21 protein-coding genes are annotated in these 23229 nt (G+C 68.1%); 1 reads left to right on the top strand and 20 read right to left on the bottom strand.

Annotated elements, in window-relative coordinates; genetic code table 11:
- Nucleotides 1-64 precede the first annotated feature (64 nt).
- On the top strand, nt 65-616 hold the full coding sequence (locus tag ACT86A_RS07655; RefSeq protein WP_445091277.1) for a hypothetical protein: 552 nt from the start codon (nt 65-67) through the stop codon (nt 614-616).
- 85 nt (nt 617-701) lie between these two features.
- Here the strand turns inward: ACT86A_RS07655 and ACT86A_RS07650 are convergent, their stop codons facing one another.
- The 20 genes from ACT86A_RS07650 to ACT86A_RS07560 all read right to left on the bottom strand — a co-directional run bounded on the left by ACT86A_RS07650 (nt 702) and on the right by ACT86A_RS07560 (nt 23213).
- Nucleotides 702-1088, bottom strand: a complete 387-nt coding sequence (locus ACT86A_RS07650) for a DUF4913 domain-containing protein (protein ID WP_445091276.1) — start codon at nt 1086-1088, stop codon at nt 702-704.
- Complete coding sequence (locus ACT86A_RS07645; RefSeq protein WP_445091275.1) at nt 1085-2920, bottom strand: type IV secretory system conjugative DNA transfer family protein; 1836 nt, start codon at nt 2918-2920, stop codon at nt 1085-1087. Before ACT86A_RS07645 ends, ACT86A_RS07650 begins: the two co-directional genes overlap by 4 nt.
- Before the next feature lie 41 nt (nt 2921-2961).
- On the bottom strand, nt 2962-3624 hold the full coding sequence (locus ACT86A_RS07640; protein WP_445091274.1) for a hypothetical protein: 663 nt from the start codon (nt 3622-3624) through the stop codon (nt 2962-2964).
- Nucleotides 3621-5285 carry a peptidoglycan DD-metalloendopeptidase family protein gene (locus ACT86A_RS07635; protein ID WP_445091273.1) on the bottom strand — a complete coding sequence of 555 codons (1665 nt, stop codon included), beginning with the start codon at nt 5283-5285 and terminating at the stop codon, nt 3621-3623. Before ACT86A_RS07635 ends, ACT86A_RS07640 begins: the two co-directional genes overlap by 4 nt.
- A 40-nt stretch (nt 5286-5325) precedes the next feature.
- Complete coding sequence (locus ACT86A_RS07630; protein WP_445091272.1) at nt 5326-5634, bottom strand: transposase; 309 nt, start codon at nt 5632-5634, stop codon at nt 5326-5328.
- Complete coding sequence (locus ACT86A_RS07625) at nt 5631-7805, bottom strand: putative type IV secretion/conjugal transfer ATPase (protein WP_445091271.1); 2175 nt, start codon at nt 7803-7805, stop codon at nt 5631-5633. The genes ACT86A_RS07630 and ACT86A_RS07625 overlap by 4 nt, the downstream gene beginning before the upstream one ends.
- Nucleotides 7806-7812: 7 nt before the next feature.
- On the bottom strand, nt 7813-9303 hold the full coding sequence (locus ACT86A_RS07620) for an SCO6880 family protein (protein ID WP_445091270.1): 1491 nt from the start codon (nt 9301-9303) through the stop codon (nt 7813-7815).
- Entirely contained in the window at nt 9300-10772 is a 1473-nt protein-coding gene (locus ACT86A_RS07615; RefSeq protein WP_445091269.1) for a hypothetical protein, read from the bottom strand. The genes ACT86A_RS07620 and ACT86A_RS07615 overlap by 4 nt, the downstream gene beginning before the upstream one ends.
- Nucleotides 10766-11002 carry a DUF8175 domain-containg protein gene (locus ACT86A_RS27535; protein WP_508104359.1) on the bottom strand — a complete coding sequence of 79 codons (237 nt, stop codon included), beginning with the start codon at nt 11000-11002 and terminating at the stop codon, nt 10766-10768. The genes ACT86A_RS07615 and ACT86A_RS27535 overlap by 7 nt, the downstream gene beginning before the upstream one ends.
- The gene (locus ACT86A_RS07610; RefSeq protein ID WP_445091268.1) at nt 10999-11811 is read right to left on the bottom strand and encodes a DUF8175 domain-containg protein; all 813 of its coding nucleotides are present in this window, start codon (nt 11809-11811) and stop codon (nt 10999-11001) included. The genes ACT86A_RS27535 and ACT86A_RS07610 overlap by 4 nt, the downstream gene beginning before the upstream one ends.
- Nucleotides 11808-12473, bottom strand: a complete 666-nt coding sequence (locus ACT86A_RS07605) for a DUF8175 domain-containg protein (RefSeq protein WP_445091267.1) — start codon at nt 12471-12473, stop codon at nt 11808-11810. The genes ACT86A_RS07610 and ACT86A_RS07605 overlap by 4 nt, the downstream gene beginning before the upstream one ends.
- Nucleotides 12474-12501: 28 nt before the next feature.
- Nucleotides 12502-12777 carry a hypothetical protein gene (locus ACT86A_RS07600; RefSeq protein WP_445091266.1) on the bottom strand — a complete coding sequence of 92 codons (276 nt, stop codon included), beginning with the start codon at nt 12775-12777 and terminating at the stop codon, nt 12502-12504.
- Nucleotides 12778-12785: 8 nt separating this feature from the next.
- On the bottom strand, nt 12786-13082 hold the full coding sequence (locus ACT86A_RS07595; protein ID WP_445091265.1) for a hypothetical protein: 297 nt from the start codon (nt 13080-13082) through the stop codon (nt 12786-12788).
- A 51-nt stretch (nt 13083-13133) separates the two neighbouring features.
- Complete coding sequence (locus ACT86A_RS07590) at nt 13134-13796, bottom strand: DUF6668 family protein (RefSeq protein WP_445091264.1); 663 nt, start codon at nt 13794-13796, stop codon at nt 13134-13136.
- Entirely contained in the window at nt 13793-14668 is an 876-nt protein-coding gene (locus tag ACT86A_RS07585; RefSeq protein WP_445091263.1) for a MinD/ParA family ATP-binding protein, read from the bottom strand. The genes ACT86A_RS07590 and ACT86A_RS07585 overlap by 4 nt, the downstream gene beginning before the upstream one ends.
- Nucleotides 14669-14684: 16 nt before the next feature.
- Nucleotides 14685-15641, bottom strand: coding sequence for a DUF8176 domain-containing protein (locus tag ACT86A_RS07580; protein WP_445091262.1), 957 nt, complete (start codon nt 15639-15641; stop codon nt 14685-14687).
- Nucleotides 15642-15698: 57 nt separating this feature from the next.
- Nucleotides 15699-17327: a cutinase family protein gene (locus ACT86A_RS07575; RefSeq protein WP_445091261.1), complete on the bottom strand. Its 1629-nt coding sequence runs from the start codon at nt 17325-17327 to the stop codon at nt 15699-15701.
- 259 nt (nt 17328-17586) lie between these two features.
- On the bottom strand, nt 17587-19998 hold the full coding sequence (locus tag ACT86A_RS07570; RefSeq protein WP_445091260.1) for a RelA/SpoT family protein: 2412 nt from the start codon (nt 19996-19998) through the stop codon (nt 17587-17589).
- A 656-nt stretch (nt 19999-20654) separates the two neighbouring features.
- Nucleotides 20655-22244: an ATP-binding cassette domain-containing protein gene (locus ACT86A_RS07565; protein ID WP_445091259.1), complete on the bottom strand. Its 1590-nt coding sequence runs from the start codon at nt 22242-22244 to the stop codon at nt 20655-20657.
- A gap of 396 nt (nt 22245-22640) precedes the next feature.
- Nucleotides 22641-23213 (bottom strand): adenine phosphoribosyltransferase, encoded by a 573-nt coding sequence (locus ACT86A_RS07560; RefSeq protein ID WP_445091258.1) that lies wholly within the window; start codon nt 23211-23213, stop codon nt 22641-22643.
- Between the last annotated feature and the right edge of the window lie 16 nt (nt 23214-23229).

The raw sequence follows: 23229 nt of genomic DNA, 5'->3' as shown, positions 1-23229 counted from the left end.
GGCGGCGTCCGTAACGAAGCACCACCATCATCCATAGTGATCACTGCAGCATCGGGGAGCAGCCATGTCCGAGGAACTGGACGACATCGGCCGGGAAACCGCAGCCATGATGAGGACAATGTTGCAGCTTGCGACGCTCGTTGCCCTGAGGACCCGCGAGCGCGGTCAGAAGGAAGTCGAAGCGCGAGTCAAGCTCACCGAGGCCCGGATCAAGGAGGCCAGGGAACTGCAGGTCCGTGAGGCCCGCGACGCGAAGGCCAAGGACCCGCGCAACACCGAACTCGCCCGGCTGATCGAGAAGCCGATCGCGGAAAGAGGTGTGTCCCTGGACAAGGACCGGTTCTCCGCGCAAGCCGAAGCGTCGCGGATGGCCGCCAATGCCGCCGCCCACGCCAGGCCCGCGTTGCAATACGACTCCGCGGAACGCCGGATGGCGATCGCCGCCCATCTCGCGAAAATGGGTGTCGCGCCGGAGCTGGCCGCGGTGCGGATGCTGATCGAGGTAGGGCAGGCACAGGCACCGGGCGAAGCGGTGCGCACCCGCCCCGGCGAAGCGCCAACGGTGACCAGAGGGGCGCGGGAACAGGAATCTCGCGGCTTGGAACGCACAAGATAATCAGTACTGCGAACGCCCGCTGGAATTATCCAGCGGGCGTTCGTCTTTCCTGTGGTAATCACGATAAGACCTGCTGTGCAACCGATTACACGGGTAGGTCGCCGATGGTGGGATCGCCGAACATGCCGTGTTGCGGCGATTTCGTCGGCAACGGGCTGAGCATGTCCTTGTGGCCATTGCGCACACTGCAGTACTTGAACGGCCCCTTCGGATCCAGCAGTTTCGCCATATGCGGGTCCGCGTGATCCAGGAACCAGACGCTCAGGCCGGTCCGTCCGTCCTGGCGGTAGTGTTCCCAGGCCCGCCACAGTGCGTCCAGCCGAGCGATCGCCTCGGCATGCTGCCACCACTCCGGGCACCACACCGTGTCGCTGAGATCGGTGACCTGCCGCCGGTACATCAAGGAGAGGTAGTTCTCGACGAAATCCACCACGCCCGAATAGATCATCGGTTGTTGCTGCTGTTCGGTCACAGTGGCCGAACCTCCTCGATCGGTCCGTACTCCGGCGGCGGCGTCGACTTGCTCAGCGAAGGCGCGCCGATCAGATCCGTGATCTCGGTCTTGCGCTGTGGATCATGATGCGAGATCGACTGCTTCACGTCGGCAGCGTACTCGCCTTCCCACCACGGCACCGTGCGCAGCAGCACCGGCGGCGCACCGGACGGGAACAGAATCGCTCGGCCGCGCGGCAGCGTCGCCAGCGCGTTGACGGTAAACGTCTTGGATGAACTCAGCGAGCGCGAATAGCTCTTGCTGCCCTTGGATTCGGAGATCGAGCGCGAGATCGCGTCGTATTCGCCGAGGACGTCCGAACGCTCCTGCAGGAACTTGGTGTCGTCCACGCCACTGCCGAGCACTTTGATGTTCGCCGCCGACCACAGGGCGTTCATGCCGCTCTCCCCCCAGCAGCGCGCCCCCTGCGCCCAGGACTGCAGCACCGTCATCACCACGATGCCACGGGAACCGAAGTGGCTGTACTGCTTGGGCAGATCCTTCCAGCGCACCACGTTCGCCGCCTCGTCGAGCACCGCGAGCAAGGGAACCGCCAGTCGCCCGCCGGCCGACTGCGAGGCTTTGCGCATCGCGACGTCGATCACCGCCTCGGTGAGCGCGCTCACCAGCGGTGCGGCCGACCCGCGCCCCTCCAGCGACAAGCTGTACAGCGTGCCGTTGTGCTCCAGGAACTCCAGCTCGTCGAACTGCCTGCGGTCGCCCCCCCGCGTGATCCACGGGTGCACGTTCGACAGCTTCAGGCAGCGGATCATCTTCTTGGCGGTGCCGAAGATGCCACTGCGCGTGCGCGGGTCGGTGTTGTACTGCGAGGACAGGCCCGATGCCGTGTAGTGGTGGCGGGCGGCGCGCAGGAGCTCGATGGGTTCGGTGTCCTGCGGATTGGTTACCCATTCCCAGACCTGCACGATCGGGCGGCTGCCGTTGCGGTCACCGACAGCGGCGGCGAGGAACAAGCCGGCCAGCAGATCCTCGGCCTCCGGATCGAAGAACGAGTCGGTGCTGCTGTCGCTGCCGTCGTCACCGTCTGCGAAGTGCCCGGCCAGTCGCGCCGCGCGCATCTCGCAGCCCTCGCGCCTGGCATCCACCCAGGACAACGGATCCCAGAACCAGGTCGGCTGTTCGCCTGCCACTTGCTGCGGATCGAAGACGAAGGTGGGGCTTCCCTTGGCTTCCCGAACGTCTCGGGTGGCGTCCACCACGTCGCGTTTGTTCGACGTGGCCAGCACCGGCCCGATCGCGGTGAGGATCGCCGGGATCACGCGGGAGGTCGACTTGCCTTGCCGCGGGCCCCAGATATCCAGGTGCAGATCCTCATACGAGCCGTAGAGCATGGCGCCGTCTGCCACGCCGATACCGATCGGCACGCCAGGAACCCCACCGTCGCGAAGTTTCACACCGAGCTGCTTGGCCTTCTCCCGGACACCCGCCTCGGTGAGCATCGAGATCGCGCCGCCACTGCCCATCACGTAAGCCTTGTCGTCGACTGCCAGCCGGCCCTTGGAGTTACGCTTGCGCAGCTGCTTGAGAATCACCAGGTAGCCGACGACGCTCATGATCACCAGCAAGACGATCGCCGTGGCCGCGGCCGGCCACTGCAGCTTTCCCCGGGCCAGGTCGGCGGCGATCGCAATGGGGTTGACCGGGACGTTCTGCGGACTGCCCGCGAGCAGGTTGCCCAGATGGAGCGCGAGCCACAGGGTTCCGAAGACCGCGAAGCCGGCGTAGATCAGGATCAGGCTGACATCGGGCCCGGGTATGGCCGGATCCGTCACCTTTTTGTTCTTCGCCATGTGTGCCTCCTTGCTCGGCCGTCCGGTGGATAAACGAGTGATCAGCGGAACGCGTCGAGCCGCCAGCCGTCGGGTGTTCGCACGACGGTGGCGATCACCGTCGCGGGCGGCAACGGCTCGGTGCGCCCGTTCGGGTAGACGACGGTCTGCTCGATCCCGATCTTGAACTGCTGGATATTCGGATCGGTAAGGGTCGGGGCCTTCTCACCGGACGCGAACGTGAACGCCTCCACGCGCGCTCCTTCCCTCGCCCAATCCGACCACTGCAGCGTCGCCTTCGGTGTCTCCAGCGCGGTCGGCGCCGTGTCCAGCATACGAATCAGACTGGGGCCGAGAAACTTCCGTGCCCGTGCCAGCGAAGCACCCTGGGTTTCGGTGACCGGTTCCCAGCGGTAGATCTCCCGCAAGGCGGCGACCGCGACACCGTCGGGCGTCACCGGATCCGGCGCGGGAACGACCTCGAGTAAGCGGGTCGTGGATGTAGCCGGATGCGCCGCATCGGATCCCGTGTCCGTACGGTCCGAGCGGCCACAGGCCGCGCCGAGCACCACGAGAGTCAGCACCAGCATCACCACCAGCTTCGCGCGTGCACCTGCTTTGTCCTTCCAGGCTAGCCGTGCGCTGCCGGTTTGCGGCGGTGTCGCGGCCTCGCGTTCGAGCCGGTGGACGCTCATGCCCGCGCCTCGCCGGCCGCGCTCGCTCACAGCACCCTCCTCGCCCGGCCGTCTCCCGGCACCGCGACTTGCGAGACGCCGCCGGCGGATCGGGCGTCCACACCCGGCGCCGACTGGAGCATCCGGCCGTTTCCGGTGTAGATGCCGACCAGCGCAGGTCCGCGCGGGCCGAATGAACTGAACACGAGATCACCCGGCTGAACTCTGCTCATCGGAACCTCGACGCCTGCCTCCCACTGCTGTTCGGCCGTGCGCGGCAACATCACCGCGCCGGAGGATGCGGCGAAGACCGCCGCCGAGGTGAGGCCCGGTCCATCCAGACCGCCACCGCTGGGCCCCTGCGGCCCGCCACCGCCCCAGACGTAGGGCGTTCCGAGCCATTCGTGCGCCGCTTCGACGATCTGGTCGCCGGTCGAGCCCTGCCCCGGTGTGAACCGGCCGAGTGAACCCGGCGCGCGATATTGCGCCTCCATCGCGAGGATGTTGCGCACATACGGCTGGGTCTCGGCGTAGTGTGCCGCGACCTGGTTCGGCATCCCGCCCGACGCCAGCACCGCACCCTCACCCGCGTTGTACGCCGCCAGCGTCAGCGCGACGACGTCGCCTTGCACCCTGCCCTCGGACTGCCACCGCAGGACCTTGTGCGCGATCGCGCACATGTAGCGGCCCTGTCCGATGATCGCGTCACCGTCGTCCCAGACGCTGGCCACACCATTGCCGTCGGCATCGACGACGTACGGTCGCCCGTCATCGGGATCGATGCTCGCCGCAGTGCTCGGCAAGAACTGGGCCAAGCCCTGCGCACCCGCCGGCGAGATCGCGCCGCGCCGGAAACCGGACTCCTGTCTCCCCTGCGCGGCGAGCAGCGACGGCGTGATCTGCGGGCAGATCGAACCCGCGCGGCGATACCAGAGCTCGAGTTCCTGCGGCACTTTGCCCGCGGCCAGCGCGCCGCCGACGGTACCGAAGCCGAGGCTGCACCGCGGGTCGGCGGAATAGGCGTGCGCACCACCGACATCCGGCGTCGGCGCGCCATCCAGCCAGGGCAGTGGGTCGATCTGCCGCCCGCCGGTGAACCGGCCGCCCGGCACTATCTCGAAATGGAGGTGCGGCCCACTGGATTCGCCCGCTGAACCGACCGCGCCGATGCGCTGGCCCGCGGTCACCGTGTCGCCGGCGCGGACCAGCAGACCCGAATCCCACATGTGGCCGTAGACCGCCGAGTACGAACGACCGTTGGTATCCACCGAATCGACGACGATCCAATTGCCGAAACCCGATGCCGGGCCGGCAGCGACCACACGGCCGTCGGAAACCGAGAAGATGGGGGTCCCGTCGGCGGCGGCCAGGTCGACGCCCCGGTGCGCGCCGCCACGCGAGCCGAAAACGTCCGACACGGTGAAGGTTCCGACGGCCAGCGGCATCGTGCGGCGCAGCGAACCGACTCGCGCGGCCAGCGACGGGGTCGCGGTCGCGATCGGATTGGTCTGTGGCGCAGCGGGACTCGCCGTCACAGCAGCGCTGCGATCACCCGGGGGAATACCGCCCAGCGGCGGTAGTGCCGACTGCGAACCGAGTACCGAACCGCCCTCGCAGGCGTCATCGACCGCAGGCATGACGATGACCAGCACGATGGTCATCAGTCCGAGTACCGCGCCGAGCGCGGTCCACAACAACGATTTGCCGCTCATCGCCGCCGCACTCGGGCAGCATGCCACGCGCAGGCGTGGTTCACCTCCGGCGCCGGGCTTCGTTGAGTGTGTCGGCCAAGGTGCGGTTCATCTCCGCGGCGGCCGCCAATTGCTGCTGCAACAGAGCGACCTTACGCCGCAACGCGGTCGCGTCCATGCGCTCCAAGCTGGGGCCTTCGGCCGCGCGAACCCAATTGCGCACCGAATTCGTGTGCACACCGATCTGCTCGGCGACCACGCGACAGGCCTCCGATTCGCTGCGTAACTTGCCCGTCAACGCGATGACCTGCGCGACGGCGGCATCGCGCACCTCGGGGGAGACCCGGCGGTAGGACCGATGCGGCATCATGCGGCACTCCCGGGCGAATCCGTCCCCCGTGACGTGGCTTCGGTGAACTCGCTGAACCGCTGGTTGGTGTCGTGGATCCCGCTTTCCTTCTCCGACAGGGTGAATTCCATGTGGAACGGAATGCCCGGCCTGCGGTCCTCACCGATCTTCAGCAGGAATTTACCGGTACCGGGCGGGGACGGCCGCTGCTGCCCCGGCTTGAGCGCCTCGCCCGTCAATGCTTGCGGCGCGGACCATCCGGTCACCATCTCCTCCTCGGCCGATGTGAACGGAACCGTGCTGTCGAGTCGTTTGATCTCCTCGGCCGGGAGCGCGCCGAAGATTTTCGCCCGCGCCCGCTCGAGGAATCCGAGCGCCTTCGCGATCGCGGCTTCGGAGCCGAGTGCTTGCAGATCCTTGATGGTGTGGCTGATCATGATCAGCGCTGTGGCGATGCCGCGCTGCAGTCGGGTCAGCTCGTCGACGCGGTCGACCATGAAGTCGCCGAGACCGAGCACCTGCCACAGCTCGTCCATCACCACCTGGAAATAGCGCTGCGCGCCGAGTTTCGCGTCGGCCAGGACGTGCGCGGCTTCGACCGAGGCGAATCCGTCCGCCCAGCACGCGAGCATGACCGCGGCCTTGAGCTTTTTGTCGCCGGTAGGGATGTGGGAAACGTCCATGCACACCGCGACCGCGCTGGTGTCGATCGGCACGGTGGTCTGTCCGTTGAATACCGCACCGAACGGGCCCTGGGTGAGCGCGCGCAGCGAGCGGCGCAGGCCCTTGATCGCCTCCTGGTACTCGGCCGGGCTGTCGGCACCGGCATCCAGCATCAATTCCTCACCGCCACTGACGATCACGTCGAGCAGGTTCTCCATGATCGGCGGCTTATCCGGGGTATATCCGCTGCCGGGCCGGTACAGGATGCGCAGCGCGGTGGAGATCAGCGTCTCCTCGTAGTCGCGGACGCGGTCGCCGCGCACCAGTTCGACCAGACCGGCGATCAGCGTCACCTGCCTGGCCCGCAGGTCCTGCAACACTTGCAGCTGTAGCGCCGGGAACTCGTCCAGCCGCGGCACCACTGCGCCGAGCACGCCCGCGGCCAGCGGGTTGAGCTTGCCGTGCCCGTACCCCAGGTCGATCACCTGTCCGCCGACCATTTCGACCATTTTGCGGTAGTCCGGTTTGACGTCGGCCAGGATCAACGGCGTGATGCCCTGCGCGATGCCGCCCAGTACGATCCGGCGCACCAGCGAGGACTTGCCGAAACCGTTGAGGCCGAGCACGAACAGGCTCGGCGCGGTGATGAAACTGCCACGCATGAACCAGTTCATCGGGTCGAAGCAGACCGGGGCCCCAGTGTGCAGATGCGAGCCGAGGGGCGTTCCGATCAGCGGCGCGCCCGCGCCGACCGACCACGGCCACAAACCCGCGACCTGGGCGGTGGTGGCGCGGTATTCGACCGGCCGGCCGACCACGTTCATCCGGCCGCCGCCCGGTCCCGCGTACCCGCGGTCGGTGAGTTGCGCTGTGCTGCGGTCGAATCCGTCCTCGATGGTCTGCTCTGCCCGGGCCGCGTAGTTGCGGCGGCGGATGTCGTCGGTGCGAACCCGGAACTGCGCCCACGCCGCCCGCAAGCCGCTGCCCTCGCGGGCGATCATCTCCAGCTTGGCGCGGGTGACGTCGTCGAGCAGCGGAGGGCCGGACTGTTTGCGTCGATCCGCTTTGGCCTTCGCGCGGCGGGCCGCCTTGTCCAGGTGCGGGGTTCCCATGGCACGGTCGGCCGTGTAGTCGACCTTGGCGGGCCGTGCCACACGATCGTTCCGCGCGCCGTTGCGATCCGGACGCCGGGATATCCGCTCGGTGTCCGCCGAACGGCGGACGCGGGAGCCACGCTCGCTGTGGGCGCGGTCGGAGTCGGCCTCACGGTGGACGCGGGAGCCGCGCTCGCTGTGGGCGCGGTCGGAGCGCGCATCCGATCGCGCGCGCCGCTCGGCTTCTCGCCCCACCGTCCGGTCGGGCGTTTCGACGCCCAGCCGGTCCTCGCCGCTCACCCGCGCCGAATCCCGTGCGGGGCGCCGGGGCCGCGCAGGCCGCTGTCCCCACTCGTCCCGGCCGGACTGCTCGAGCCGCCCGCGGCGTGCGTCCTCGTCCCGCTCCCGTACGGGTGGCTCGTAGTCGCGTGCCATGAATCGCTCACCCCGCCAGTGCCTTCGGAATAGTCGCGTGTTCCGGCAGGATCACCCCGCAACCGAGCGAAGCCGCGAAGGCCGCCGCCTGGTAGCGGTAACACCGCCGGATCTTCAAGCGCGCCTGGGTCGACAGGTCGCGCGTGATGGCTTCGATGCGCGGCAGGTCGCCGCGCAGTGGCTCGGTGATGGTCACCAGCGCCCCGAAGCGGGTCACACCGTGACCCCTGGCCTGCTCCTCGCGAGCCTGCTGGGTCGCGCCCACCCGCAGCGTCGCCGCCGCGGACACGACCCCGCGTTCGCTCTGTTGGGCCACCAACGCGTTCTTGAAATCGTCGTCGACGATTTCGGCGGCGTCGGCGGCCGAGTGCGGACGGTACACGATCGCGATCCTTTTGCGCGGAACTTCGGGATTCGGCGCGAGCAACCGCTGCAGCACCCGCTCGTCGACCGCGCCCTCCGGGGCCGCGTCCATCTCCCAGGTGACCGACCGGCCGCCGTCGTGCACCAGGCAATCCCACTTCTCGTCATGCGACACCGGACCCGCGTCCGCCCAATCCAGGCCGTGCCCGTCGGGCTCCCCCGCGGCGACTTCCAGATCGGCCTGCGAGGCAGGATCGTAACTGCGCCGGATGAACGCGATCACCTCATCGGCCGACATCGGCTGCGCGCGCACGCCGGCCTCGGCCAGCGCGGCGCAGATGCCGGGCAGTCGGCGGCCGATCTCGACCGCTTCCTCCGCCGGGTTCTTGCGGCGTTCGGCGGTGGTGGCCTTGAACGTGATCGCCACGCGGGGCAGTAGCTGCACTCGTTCCTGCGGCAGCTCCGTGGCCAGCTCGTACATCACCTGCTGCGCCAGCTCCGGCGCTTCGGGCCGGGTGATCGCGGAAACCTCGGTGAGCAACCGGTTTCCGGTCTCCGGGACGGTATCGATGACCGGGACGACGGCGATGATGTCGCTGGTCTGGCCGACCGAGGCCAGGAAGGTGCCCCACGCCGACACCCAGCGGTCGATCACGGGCTGGTCGACCGCCTCGTGCCCCTGGGGCCAAGCGCGCAGCACCACCGTGTACTGGGCGAACTGCGGGAGATGGATCATGCCGAAGCTGTAGCCACCCGCGTCGATGCCCTCGTACAACTTGGAGGGCGCCAGCAGTCCGGGCAATCGGGTGACGCCGCCCGGGATCCGGGAAAAGCGGCCACCGCGGTACACGTGCTCGCCACGACTGCGCGAACGCATCCAATTGAACATCATCAATCCCGTCTCGTAGCCCGAACGACCTCCGGTCCGCCACACCAGTGGGACCATCACGACGACACCGGTGCCGCCGACGATCACACCCCATTGGAAGCCGCCGACCATCGCGGTGATCAGCGCCGTGATGACGACCGCGAAGCCGAGCACGGTCTCCTCCCAGCGCAGGCCGAAAAGACCTGCGCTGCGCGGCTTCTGCCAGAGCCCGTACGAGCGCCGCTCGTAGGTTTCGGTGACTGTCATCGCGGAATGGTGCTCCTCCCGAGGTCGGGTGAACGGTTCGTCCAACGATCGCCCGCGACGTCACCCATGGCTTGCTCGGCCCGGGTCAGACCGCCGCTCGCGGCTCGCGCCGCGCCGATCCGGCCTGCCGTCCTGGCCGATCCGGACGCTACCCCGGACGCGCCCGCGGGTCCGGAGGCGCGCGGGGCCGCGCCGCCCTGACCGCCACCACCGCCCCGGGGCGTGGTCGGGCGGGGTGCGCCGCCGCCGCGCGGCCCGCCCGCGCCACCCGGCCGCGGACCGTTCCCACTTCCACTCACGTAACCTGCCCTGCCCGGTGCCGCGGAGCTCTTGACGCCAACGGCCTTGGTACCCATGGCTCCCAGGCCCGCCACCGCGAGCAGTGTGCCGCCGGCCGCGGTGAGACCCGAACCACCGCTACCGACGATCGCCACGGCCGGAGTGACCAACCGCATGAGGGCGGGCAGTACGAACGCCACACTGCACAGCAGCACGATCGCGACCAGCATGCGCTGAGCCTGCTCACCGTCGGGCAGGCCACCGGTCGGGGTGAGCGCGTCGACGTGGCCCGCGGTGGTGAAGGCGATCATGTACACGATCGCCGCCACGGGTTTCCACAGCATGAAGGCGATGATCCAGCCGATCAGCTTCTGATACGACTGCTTGCCGATGTCCATGCCGGAAGCCGCCGCCGCCAGCGGCAGCACTCCGGCCGCGATCACCAGCAGGCCTTGGCGGACGATGGCGAGCGCGATCTGCGCGAGCGCGCCGAGCAGGCCGACGATCGCGATGATCAGCACCAGGCCGGGCGAAAAGGCTTGCAGCTTGCTGGTTTTCACCATCAGCTCGGCAAGGTCCTTGGCGTTGCCGTTGGTCGAGTCGTTGATGATCCACTCGGCGAAACGATCCGAGGCCTGCGTGCCGGCAACGATGACCGCGCCCAGCATCCAGGAGCTGAACACCACGCGGGTGAACATCCGGAACGACTCGGCAGCCTCGTTCATCACCGCGCCACGTCTCGCCGCGGCCAGTCGCGCGCCGGAAATGATCACCGAGGCGATCAACAGCAAGATCTGCGCCTGATAGGTGTAGTCGTTGATCTTCGTGAACAGCGAGCCCGAATCGCTGACCGCCTCGTTGGGCACCTTCATCCAGAAGGTCAACGCCAGGATGATGGCCTCGCCGAGACCGTTCATCAGCGAGTCGACCACCTTGCCGAAGGTCGAGTCCCAGGCCTTGTCCTTGATCGCCGTCGCGGCCTGACCGGGATGCGAGGCGGCATTGCCCGCCTTGCATGCGGCGGATGCGGCGTCACCGAGAGAGATGCCGGGCAGTCCGACATTGTCTAGCGTGTCGTGGATTTCGTTGCACGTCTCGTCGAAACCGTAGGTTTGTCCGTAGGCCACGGTCGGCGTCGCGATCATCACCGTGAAGATGACCGCGAAGATCGTGACTATCCGCCTTACCATTGTGTCCACCCCTCGATGCTCCGCAGGGACTCGATCTGCACTTGCCCGTCGCCTGTCACTGCGGTGAGCTTCCGATCGTCGTCTCGCCACCTGACCGCCGGACGCATGCCCACCCATGTTGGTTGGCCATCAACTGTTCCTCGGGCCTTTCTCGCACACTGCACTCTCGCGAAATCATCTGCACAGCTTCGGATTCGGAACGCATCCGAATCGGACGACAGGCGGTTCACCACTTGGTCCACCCCGCTAGAGACTCGAGGTACTCGGTCTGCGCGTTATTGGACGTCGAGGGCTTCAACCGCCAGTCACCCGCATCCCACACCATGACCAGGCGCGTCGCCGCCCACAGCTGTTTGCCGTCCACCACCGGTCCCCTGGTGGCCAGGCGCACGATGGCGAGATCGTCGGCGTAGTCGTCGACTTTGAACGCGTCGGCGGCGACGAAGTAGCGCGTCACCTTTTCCGGCTGCTGCTGGGGCAGCCGGTCAGCGGCCAGCGACTTGTCGTAGGCGGCGATCTGCTGAGCCGAGACCCGGACCTGCCGGACATACAGGTCGCGGTGGGCGGGGCGCGCGTTGAGACGGTAGGTGATCTGCGCCGCCGCCAGCACCGCACCCTGCGGCGTGTGCGAGTAGCCGACAGCCAAGTCGTCCTCGATACGCGTGGGACCGTCGGAGGTGGAAAACGGCACCGAGGCGCCGTACACCCGCTGCCAACCGTGCGGCTCGGCGGTGCCCTGCGGCGCGGCGGTCAGCCAGTCCGAGTCGCTCGGTCGGCGCTGCCGCGACGGATCCTGCGGAAGCGGTTGTCCCGCAGCATTGTTCGGGATGTCGACGCGCCTGCCCAGAATGTCCACTTCCGGGCTCGCGAAACCGACTCCACCGGAGCCTTCCGGTGCCGCGGGGCTGCCGCCCACCCCCTGGTCGTCGCGTCCGACGAAGACGAAGATGCCGACGATCACGATGAGTGCCAGTACGGCGGCGGACGCGACGACACCGAAGGAGACACGGTCGCGCGCGTACGACTCTTTGTCGCTCACGTCGGTGCCTCCAATTTCACAATGTCAGTGGGTAATGCGTCGATCGAATCGATAGGTCGTGCGGTCGAGCCGGGATCTGGCAGTCGTAATCGCCAGTCCTCGCCGAACCACTCGACGGTGGTGTGGTGCACCGCTTTCGACCGGTCGGAATACTTGGCGTACACGTCGACGGTGGAGTTCTGCTCGGTGTAGCCGGTGATCTTGTAGCCGAGCAGCCGGGGCGCGAACTCGGGGCTAGCCGGACCGGTGATCGACAGCTGCACCCGATTGATCGCCCACTCATCCTTGGCCGGACCCGGAACCAGTTCCCGCGCGGCCACTTTCGCCCACTGGGTGTCGGCGGCCACCGCCAGTCGTACCGAATGGGTCAGCGCGGCGACGCCCGCACCGCGCGGCGAATGCTCGAAACCGGTTGCCGCGCCGTCCGCCGTCGACTTCGGCCCCTGATCGGTGACCGGCAGCGGCACACCTTGGAACGGCTGCCAGCGTACGTTGGTCGGCGACGCGGCCAGGTCCGGTCCCGCCGTGTCGTCGCCACCGCCGCAGCCGACCGCCGCCACCAGCAGCGCGGCACCGACGAATCCAGCCGCGGGCAGCCGGATGTCGCACCGCCGCACCGCTGAGTCCGCTGAGTCCGCCGACCGCATTACCGTCGAAGTCATTCCCGCGTCGTCCCCATCCCGCCGCGGCTCACGCGGGCAGGAACGCCAGGGCGATCCCTGACGCCGTGCTCGCCACCACAGCACCCAGCAGGCTCATCAGCACGCCGTGCGAGGCGTCGTTCATGGCCAGGTCGCTGCGGAAGGTCAGCCACAGCTTCCCCGCCGACACGATCATCCAGGCCAGGCACACCAGCAGCACGAACCAGAGCAGCCAGTTCAGCAGCTGCATCAGCGGTGCGACGACCTCGACGGGCATCCGTTTGTAGGCCAGCAACTCGGCGGCCGATATGCGCACGGTACTCATCGCCGACCTCAGGTGCCGATCACTGCGTTCATGATAGTGCCGGCGCTGGTGGCGACCACGCCGCCGATCATCGCTCCGGCCACCATCTTCGGCGATTCGAGACCACCGCCGGTCCACTTCTCCCACGCGAACCTGCCGCCCGCGTAGGTGATGCCGCAGATCCCGGACAGCAGGACGAACCAGGTGAGATACCGCACCAGCTGCAGGATCTTCTCCGAGCCAGGAGGCGCCTCGGGCGTCGGGTTACCGACTTGCGCCAGTACGGTGCCGTACGTGTCCTGCACGGCGAGGAGGATCGTGCTCATCGGGCGCCTTTCTCGAATAGTGGTGTGTTGTCGCCGATTCGATGCGGACGTTCACTGATCGGACGGCTTCCTGAGATCCGGAACCTGGCGGTCGAAGGTGGCCTCCTCCAATGCGGTCCGAGCGGCCGCGACGATGTCGGCGCCGAGCTCCCGGACATCGAGCGGGACTTCCTCCAGCAGATCGAGCTTGCGCTTCTTCGGTGGCAGCGGATCGCCGGGCGACCACATCGGCAGCTGCTCCGGTTCGACCAGCGTCCACTCCTCGTACCACGGCACCTGCCACACCTGGCCGGCCAGTGAGCCGACCACATCGCGGTAGCGCCGGATCTCGGGAGCCATCCGGCCAGGGCGAGCGGCGACGGTGATCAGACCGAGCACCTCGCAACGGCCGGCGAAGCCCGAAAGATGTTGGCGCAGAAGGTCGTGCGCGCGCGACAGACCGGCGATGGTCTCCCTGGCGACGAGGACGACGAACGGACTTTCGCGGTCGAAGACGCCGGGCCAGCGGCGGCCCGAATCCGCCGCGGGCGCAAGCACATGCGCGAGGGTACTGGCTCCCGCCCCGCCGTGCACACCCAGCAGCCAGACCAGGGGCGCGCGGCCGACACCGGGCACCGGGCGGTCCCAGACGGCGGCACGGCGAGCCTCCGGTGGGGCGATCACACCGGCGGGAGCGGGATCGGGCTGACGCGGAAAAATCATGGCGGCGGTCATGATGCCACTCCGGCGAGCAGGCGCCCATACGCCCGGCGCGTCTCGGCGGCCAGCGAGGCGTGCCGCACGAGTTCACCGCGGGCCAGGTGCGGATCGTAGGGAATCTCTCGGATATCGCGGACCCAGCCGGAGAGGTGCTCTCGCAAATGATCCGCTACCCGAGAGTCACCGTCCGGATATTGGTGCGAAACGACGATGGTCGTGTCGCCGACGATGCCGCCGCCATGCTTCTCGGCATCGCCGAACTGGTCGTCGAGCCACTCCAGCGCGACTCGCAACCGGTTGGCCGCGTCGTTGCGGGCTGGAATCGCGAGTACCAGAGCCACGTCCGCGTCATCGAGCAACGGAAGCAGTTGCCTGGCGGCAATCGGGTGTCCTCCGTCGTAGACGGCGGTGTATCCCGCGTCGCGTACCGCGCGCGCGACCGTGAGATACGTCGCACGCCTGCGCAGCGGCGTGGCATCACGCCACAGCAGCCCGATGCCCGACGTCGCCCGCGACAGGCATTCCTTCAACGGCGCCGGCTCGTCGTCACCGCGCCCGTACAACCAGGACTGCAAGCTGATCGGGTGCAGATGTTCATCCGCACCGCGCAGCGCGAGATCGCTACCCGCCGATGTCGCGTCCACCGCGACGGTCGGCGTCCCGCCCGTGCCGAGCTCACCCGCCAAACCCAATGCCGTCGTGGTGGTACCCGCGCCACCGCACCCGCCGACCACCAGAATCGGCCGCTGCGCCGGGCGATCCGCACCGAAGCCGTCATCGTCGCGACGCCGCAACCGCACCACCGGAGCCTTGGAGCGCACCGGCCGGCCCGACGCCTCGCCCTGCCCGGGCGTCTCGTCGAGCCAACGGCTCCAGTCCTCTCCCATCGCCTCTGCTCTCCTTTTATCCGGCCGCGATACCTGTGATGAGGGTGCGGCCGCCGATCACCGCGGTGGTGACCATCTGCCTGTTGTACGTGGCGGGCACACCACCCGGCCGGTATTCCGTGACCTCCACCGAGTACCTGTGCTCACCCATGGTCACGATTCGCACGCAATGCGTGGTGCCCGTCGGGACAGTGTCGATGCCCCGTTGGATGACCCACGCCGGCTGGACCGCGGCGTCCGGTGCGACCGCCGTCCTGGCGTACTCGCCGGACCGTTCGACGTAGTACGCGTATTGGAACTGCAACACCGCGTCCGGTCCCGACGTCGTCCCGCCGGCTTCCGCGCTGCGCACGATCGCGTCGCTGCGCTCGGTCGGGCAAGCACCCGCGCCGATCCCGCGCCCATCGCCGGCCGCCTGCGCGCTGCCGCCGGTGAGTTGCACCGACGCGGACCCTCGCGAATCGCGTGCCGCGGCCGCACGGTCGGCTGCGGTACGCAGCATGACCAGCACGCACACGGCGACCACGGCCAGCACCAACACCGCCGCGATCACGACGATCAGCGTGCGGGCGCGGCGTACGGCGGGGTGGTCGCGGGCGGCCTGGCGCAGGGCCCGCGAGACGAGGGGGCGCGGTCGGTCGACGGACTCGGCCTCATCGCCGGCCCAGGGCAACCGAGCCGGATCGGCCTGCCGCGGCGCGGCGTAGTCGTCATCGGGGCCCGGGGCCCGGCCGCTGACCACCCAATCCGACCAGCCGCCGGTGAATTCGCTGCGCTGCGCGGGCAGGTCCGCTAGTAGGTCATCCGGCCGGGGTTCGTCCTCGTCGCGGATCGTGGGCCGGGAGGGCGCCGGCCGGTCATCCTCTGCGGGGACGATGGTGCTGACCTCAGGCCTGCCCTCCGCTTCCGCGGCACCGGTTTCCGGCTCCAACGCGCCGTACCAGCGCGACAGCTGTTTGTACGACTTCAACATTCCCCCATTCCCGCAGAGCAGGGCACGCAGTATCGCATCGTCGGACCCTCTCGGCGATCAGTTCGTGGAGAACGGGTAGGTGTTGGGTGTGCCGGGTCGGTAGATGGGCGGAATCGATGTCACGCCGCCGGATGAGGCGCCATCGGCTCCGGCCCCGAACGGAAATTGTCCCGTACCGGACGAACTCGGCGTGGGAGACGCGCCGGAGCTGTCGCCGAAGAATCCGGGCGGCTGCTGCTCCGGCGCCACCCGCGGCGTCGGATTGCCACCGAACGCGTCGGCGGCGTCGCGGGCGGCGGCCGCGAACCACTCGGCGACGAAGTGGGTCGCGGGGGCACCGTCCGCCGAGACGGTCGCGCTGTTGTAGGCGGTGTGGCGCTGGACGGTGTCCCAGTAGCGCACCCACGTGGCCGTGTTCAGCAACGCGCTGTTGTCCGTGATGTTCTGCACCACCGCGTCGAATGCCTGCGTCACCAAGCGGAGACCGGTCGTCGGCGGAACGAGTTGCGGGATGGCGCCGAGCAGTTTCGTGCCGAACGACAGCAGGGCAGCAGGCGGGTTGGACAGGCCCGCGGTGGCCAGTTCGGCGATGGCTGCCGGATCGATGATCGTCCTGACCACCGTGACCACGGCGTTCCACCCGATCATGCCGATCTTCACCAGGGCCTGGACCGCGCCGGGCAGGTCCAGCGAGGTGCGGGGATCCGAGGCTTCGGCGAGGCGCTGGGAAATCGACAGCTTCGGCGAGATCGATAGCGTCGCCAGCGAATTGCCCTGCACGTCCTGCCCGGCCACTGTGGTCACGGTCTTGATCGAGGTGAACGCCAACGCCTGCGCGATCGACGCCAGCGAAGCGATCGGGTCGCCGCCGCTGAGTTCGGACTGGCCGACCAGGTTGGCGATCGCTTTCAGGATGGGGGCGCCGTCCGGGGCGTCGCAGGCGAGATCGCCCGCGGTGCAGAAACTCGCTACGCGACCGGTCAGCGCACCGAAGTCGACAGCTCTGTCCCGTTCCGGCCCGATGCCGCCGCCGCTGGCCGGCGCCTGCGCAAGCGCCGCCAGGGACACGAGCCGGCCGCCCGAGGTGCCCGGGGTGGCGTCCGGCGTCGTCTTGCCGGGTGCGCCGGGGAACAGCGAGGCGCCCGGATTGCGAGTCGGGTCGCCGAACAACGCCACCGCGGCTACCTTCTCGGCCGGCAGAATGCCCCTGCCGTGGCCGATCTCTTGGGCGAACATCGACGCGATGTGCGCGCCCTGCGAGTAGCCGACCACCGCGAAGCGCGTGTTCGGGCAGGTGTCGGCGACAGTTGCGGCCATGATGCGCAGACGAGCGAGGCCGCCTGCCACCGACTCCGAGTAAGGCACCGCGCCGCCTGCGGTCGCGCCGCCGAAGCCGGATTCGTATGGCACATAGGCACGGTCGACCAGACCGGTGCCGGGAGCTTTGGCCAGCATCGGCCGGAAGACCGTTGAGAGCATACCGGTGTCGGTGGTGGGCGCCGCGTCCGGCGAGGACTCACCGGTGCCCTGAATTCCCAAGGCGTACAAGGCAGGACAGGTCGCGATTGCGAGGTTCATCGAGGGTCCGACGGGACTCGACGGCTGTGCCGCGGCGACTCCGGCGGTCGCGACAGTCACGGTGAATGCGACCAGCATTCCCGAGAGTCGTGTCGTGTATCCAGTCATAGCGATTCGCAATCAAGTCGTTTGCCGCAACTACCCTCTACGCCATGAAACGTCTTAAACCGTAACAGATTCCGGCTATTACCGCCGAATCGACGGAAGTCTTTCGCGAAACGCCGATGCGCACGCGACACGCCACGGCGCGTTCCGGGCGGCAACCCGGCAAGTTTCCGGCGGCTCGCCACACAGGCATTCCACCCCGAAGCGTCCAGCCCGAAATCGCCTGGCGGATTAGCTAATTTACAGCAACTATCGCAGGCGATCAGGCCGCGGACGTGACGCGGTAGACGTCGTAGACGCCCTCGACATTGCGCACCACATTCAGCAAGTGCCCCAGGTGTTTCGGGTCGCCCATCTCGAAGGTGAACTTGCTGATCGCCACCCGATCGCCGTGCGTGGCCACCGATGCGGACAGGATGTTCACCTTCTCGTCGGCCAGCACCTTCGTCACGTCGGACAGCAAGCGGGTGCGATCCAGCGCCTCGATCTGGATGGCGACCAGGAACACCGAGGACGGCGACGGCGCCCAGGACACGTCGATGATCCGTTCGGCCTGCTCACGCAGCGAACCGGCGTTGGTGCAGTCGGTGCGGTGCACGCTCACCGCGCCGCCGCGGGTCACGAAACCCATGATCTCGTCACCGGGTACCGGGGTGCAGCATTTCGCCAGCTTGGCGACCGTGCCGGGCGCACCGGGGATCAGCACGCCCGCGTCGCCCGTGACCCGCTGCCTGCTCGGTGTCGTCGACGGCGTGGAGCGCTCGGCCAGCTCGTTCTCCACGTCGCCGATGCCGCCGAGCTGGGCCATCAGCCGCTGTACCACGTGGTGCGCGGAGACCTGATGCTCACCGACCGCGGTGTAGAGCGTGGAGATGTCGGTGTAGTGCAGTTCGTGGGCGACCGCGGTCATCGCGTCCACGCTCATCAACCGCTGCAGCGGCAGCCCGACGCGGCGGACCTCCTTGGAGATCTGCTCCTTGCCGCTTTCCAGAGCCTCCTCGCGCCGCTCTTTGGCAAACCATTGGCGAATCTTCGCCTTGGCGCGCGGAGACACCACGAAGTTCTGCCAGTCGCGACTCGGTCCCGCGTTTTGCGCTTTGGAGGTGAATACCTCGACTACCTCGCCGTTCTCCAACTGGCGCTCCAGCGCGACCAGGCGGCCGTTCACCCGGGCGCCGATGCAGCGGTGCCCCACCTCGGTGTGCACGGCGTAGGCGAAGTCCACCGGCGTCGACTTCTGTGGCAGCGTGATCACGTCGCCCTTCGGCGTGAAGACGAAGATCTCCGGCGACTTCAGGTCGAAGCGCAGCGACTCCAGGAACTCGGCCGGGTCGGCGGCCTCACGTTGCCAGTCCAGCAACTGGCGCATCCAGGCCATGTCGTCGACCTCGGCGGTGTCGTTGGAGTGCTTACCGCGGGTCTCCTTGTACCGCCAATGCGCGGCAATGCCGAACTCGGCGGTGCGGTGCATGTCCTGGGTGCGAATCTGCACCTCGAGCGGCTTGCCGTCCGGCCCTACCACGGTAGTGTGCAGCGACTGGTAGACGCCGTAGCGCGGCTGGGCGATGTAGTCCTTGAACCGGCCCGCCATCGGCTGCCACAGCGAATGCACCACGCCGACGGCCGCGTAGCAATCGCGTACCTCGTCGCAGAGAATGCGGATGCCGACCAGGTCGTGGATGTCGTCGAAGTCCTTCCCCTTGACGATCATCTTCTGATAAATCGACCAGTAGTGCTTCGGACGGCCCTCGACGATCGCGTTGATCCGGGATGCCGCCAGCGTGTTGACGATCTCGGCCCGCACCTTCGCCAGATAGGTGTCGCGCGAGGGTGCGCGGTCGGCGACCAGACGGACGATCTCGTCGTACTTCTTCGGATGCAGGATCGCGAAGGCGAGGTCCTCCAGCTCCCATTTCACCGTCGCCATGCCGAGGCGATGAGCAAGCGGCGCAATGACTTCCAAGGTCTCCTTGGCCTTCTTGGCCTGCTTCTCCGGCGGTAGGAAACGCATGGTGCGCATGTTGTGCAGCCGGTCGGCCACCTTGATCACCAGCACGCGCGGGTCGCGCGCCATCGCGATGATCATCTTGCGGATGGTCTCCGCCTCGGCGGCCGCTCCCAGGTTGACCTTGTCCAGTTTGGTGACACCGTCGACCAGGTGCGCGACCTCCGGGCCGAAATCCTGGGTGAGCTGCTCCAGGCTGTAGCCGGTGTCCTCGACGGTATCGTGCAGCAGCGCGGCCACCAGCGTCGTGGTGTCCATCCCGAGTTCGGCGAGGATGTTGGCCACGGCGAGCGGATGGGTGATGTAAGGGTCGCCGGACTTGCGGAACTGATGCTTGTGCCGCTCGTCGGCCACGTCGAACGCGCGCTGTAACAGCGTGAGATTCGCCTTCGGGTAGAGCTCGCGGTGCACGGTGGCCAGCGGTTCCAGCACCGGTTTGACCGCCGCGATACCGCGCTGACCGGTCATGCGGCGGGCCAGACGCGCCCGTACCCGGCGCGACGCCGAGGTCGGAACGGCGGTGGAGGTGCCGGGCTGCCGCACGGGCGACGCGGTCGCCGCGGCCGGCTGCTGATCGGGCCGCGGGGCGTCGGAGGCGGGCGCGGCACCGTTCGACTGCGGGCCCGATGTCGATTGCTCGACCTTCGCTTCGCCCAGATGCTGAGTCATGCCACCACCTCTCCGCGCCTCGATCGGAACACCCTATCCGACCGGTGCAACCTCCCGGACCACCACTTTAGTCCGGCCGAAGCACGCAAGTCCCGTTCAGCGGAGCAGGGATTCGCGTGCCGGTCTCCGCATCACCGACAAACCTACTTCCTGCGCAGGTCCGGACGCTTTTCGCCGGCCTCATCCAGCAGACACGCCCGGTCCGCCCGCGCGGCGCGGACGCCGGAAAAGCCCCTGGTCAACTGCCGCTCCACCAGTGCGAATAGGACTTGTTCCGCGCGACGGGCAGGCGGTGGCGGCCCAGCCGCTCACGTCAGCAGACCGCGGGCCACATCCACAATGCGGTTGCGGTAGAACACCAGTTCGAGCATTCGTCGAACCCGATTCACCGCACCGGTCCCCTCGTGCGGACCCGCCCACAGCTCGATCGAGAGTGTGGGCCCCGCAGGTCACGGTTCGGTTCGTCGAAGGTAGCCAACTGCCCGACCGCCCGATGGCGGACTCCGGGACGCCCAGCTTCGTGCACACCGCACGGACCCGTCTCCCGACTCACACACCGCGTTCCTGTCCGCCGGTTCACGCGGCTGTGGCTCCGGAATCGGGCCCTGAACAGCCTGGCCGACGGCCCCGACCGCGACGAGAAGGCCCGCTGACAGCTAGGTCGCCAGCACCTCGGTCAAGCCGTCGGCGGTGAGTTCCAGTCGCCGGGTCACACCGATGTCGTCGAGAAATCGTGGATCGTGACTGACCACGATGAGCGCGCCCGCGAAGCCCGCCAGCGCCTGCGTGAGGTGCTCCAGACTGGGCAGGTCGAGGTTGTTGGTCGGCTCGTCCAGCAGGAGCAACTTCGGCGCGGGGTCGGCCAGCAGCAGCATGGCCAGCGCGGCGCGCAGCCGTTCGCCGCCCGACAGCACCCCCGCCGCCACGTCTGCGTCCGAGCCGCGAAACAAGAAGCGGGCCAACTGGGCCCGGATTCGCTCGGCGGACGCCTGCGGCGCTGTCGAGGCGACGTTCTCGAACACCGACCGACCCTCGTCGAACACGTCCAGTCGCTGCGGCAGCATGCGCCACGGCACAGTGGGGCCCTGTTGCGCTATGCGCCGCAGTAGCGTCGTTTTGCCGATCCCATTGCGGCCGCTCAGCGCGACCCGCTCCGGACCGGACACCCGCAACGACACGGTCTGACCACAAGCGAGCTGCACCTCATCGAGCTCGACCACGTCCTGGCCGGGATACAGCCGCGTGCCGGGCAGGTCCACCCGGATCTCCCGATCGTCACGTAACAATTCCTTCGCCTGCTCGAGCTGCTCCTTGGCGTGGTCGAGCTTCTCGAGGTGATTGTTGCGTAGCTTGCCCGCCGACACCTGCGCCTGTCGTTTGCGTTCGTTCATCACGATTTTCGGCTCCCGCTTCTGGTCCCACATCTTCTGTCCGTAGCGCTGCCGGCGGTCCAGCTTGATGCGTGCCTCGACGAGCTCGCGTGCCTGCTTGCGCACGTCGCCGCGGGCGTCCCGGACGGCCGCGCGGGCGGCTTGCTGCTCGACGGCGACGATGCGCTCGTACGCGCTGAAATTCCCGCCGAACAAGCGCAATTCGCCGCTGCGCAGCTCCGCGATGGCCGACATCCGTTCCAGCAGTTCACGATCGTGGCTGACCGTGAGCACGGTGCCGGAGAACTGCCCGACCACCTCGTACAGCCGCGCGCGGGCCACCTGGTCCAGGTTGTTCGTCGGTTCGTCCAGGAGCAGAACATCCGGTTCGGCGAGCAGCTCGACGACCAGTCCGAGCAGGACGGTCTCGCCACCGGAAAGGCTGTCGAGTGTGCGATCGAGCTGTTGCACCGAGTCCGCGACATAGTGCAGACCGAGCCCGGCCAGCAGCGCCAGCGCCCGTTCCTCCACGTCCCAGCGATTGCCGACCACCTCGAAGTCGGTTTCACTGCCCACGCCGGACTCGATGCGGTGCAGCGCTTTTCGGATCTCCGCGATGCCGAGCACGGAATCCACCCGCTGCCCGGGCGCGAGACCGATGTCCTGGCGCAGATACCCGAGGTGCCCGGGGACGGTGATGGAACCGCGCGCGGGCTTCAGTTGACCGGCGATCAACCGAAGCAGGGTCGACTTCCCCGCACCATTTCCGCCGACCAGCCCGAGGTGGCCGGGGCCGAGGACGGCATCGAGCCCGGCGAAGACGGGGGTACCGTCCGGCCAGGAGAACGTGAGATCGGAAAGTGCCAGATCGGCCATGCCAACTCCCAGAGGTTGCGACGGATACGCGGCGCGCGAACGCGGGCCGCCCGAATGGCTACCTCAGATGAGCAACGGCATGACTCCGATCAACGGGGATAAGACTTGCCCAGCGTAAACACAGCGCCCAGGAATGTGCCAGTGATTTTCCGATCCCACGTTCTGGTTGTCCGCGTGGGTCGACGGTCGCCAGCCGTAGAACGTCGGCCGGGAACCATGGCTCGATGTAATCGAGCCGAAGAGCGCCGGATAGCCGCGTGACCGACCGCGGAGCGTTCGACGACGAGACCACCGGCGTCCCGGCCGATAAGGAGCCTCGTCGGGAACGCCTACAGCCGACTCAGCTGCCGCGCAGCGACCCCGGCCGCCCCGCGGGTGTGGCGTGTCGCGGGCCTGTCAGACCTGCACGATCGAGTTCAGCGAGTAGGCACCCTGCCGTTCGCGGCCGCCGAGGAAGGTGAGCTCCAGCACCACCGCCGCGGCAACGACCTGCGCCCCCGCCTGTTCGAACAACGCGGCGGCGGCGGCGAGGGTGCCGCCGGTGGCGAGCACGTCGTCGAGCAGCAGAATACGGCGGCCGCTCAGCTCGATGCCGTCCGCGGGGATCTCCAACGCAGCGGTGCCGTACTCGAGACTGAATTCCCGGCTGATCACCGGCGGCGGCAATTTGCCCGCTTTGCGGACCGCGAGCACACCGGTGCCGAGGGTCGCCGCGACACCGGCTCCCAGCAGGAAACCGCGGGCATCGACGCCGGCTACGAGATCGGCGTCGGGAGCGCACGCGGCCAGGCAGTCGATCACAGCGCGAAAGCCCTCGGCGTCAGCGAAGACCGGCGTCAGATCCGCGAAACGCACACCGGGCGTAGGGAAATCGTCGTGCCAGCGGGTCAACCGACCGACCACATCGGCGGCTTTGGTGGTCCGTTCGGCGGCTACGTATTCCGATTCGATCGCCGCGTGCTTGCTCATCGACACCTCTCCATAC

The organism is Nocardia glycosmidis (assembly GCF_052545115.1).
Note: the sequence above shows the minus strand (reverse complement) of the source record. Positions and strands in the feature narration are given on the sequence as shown.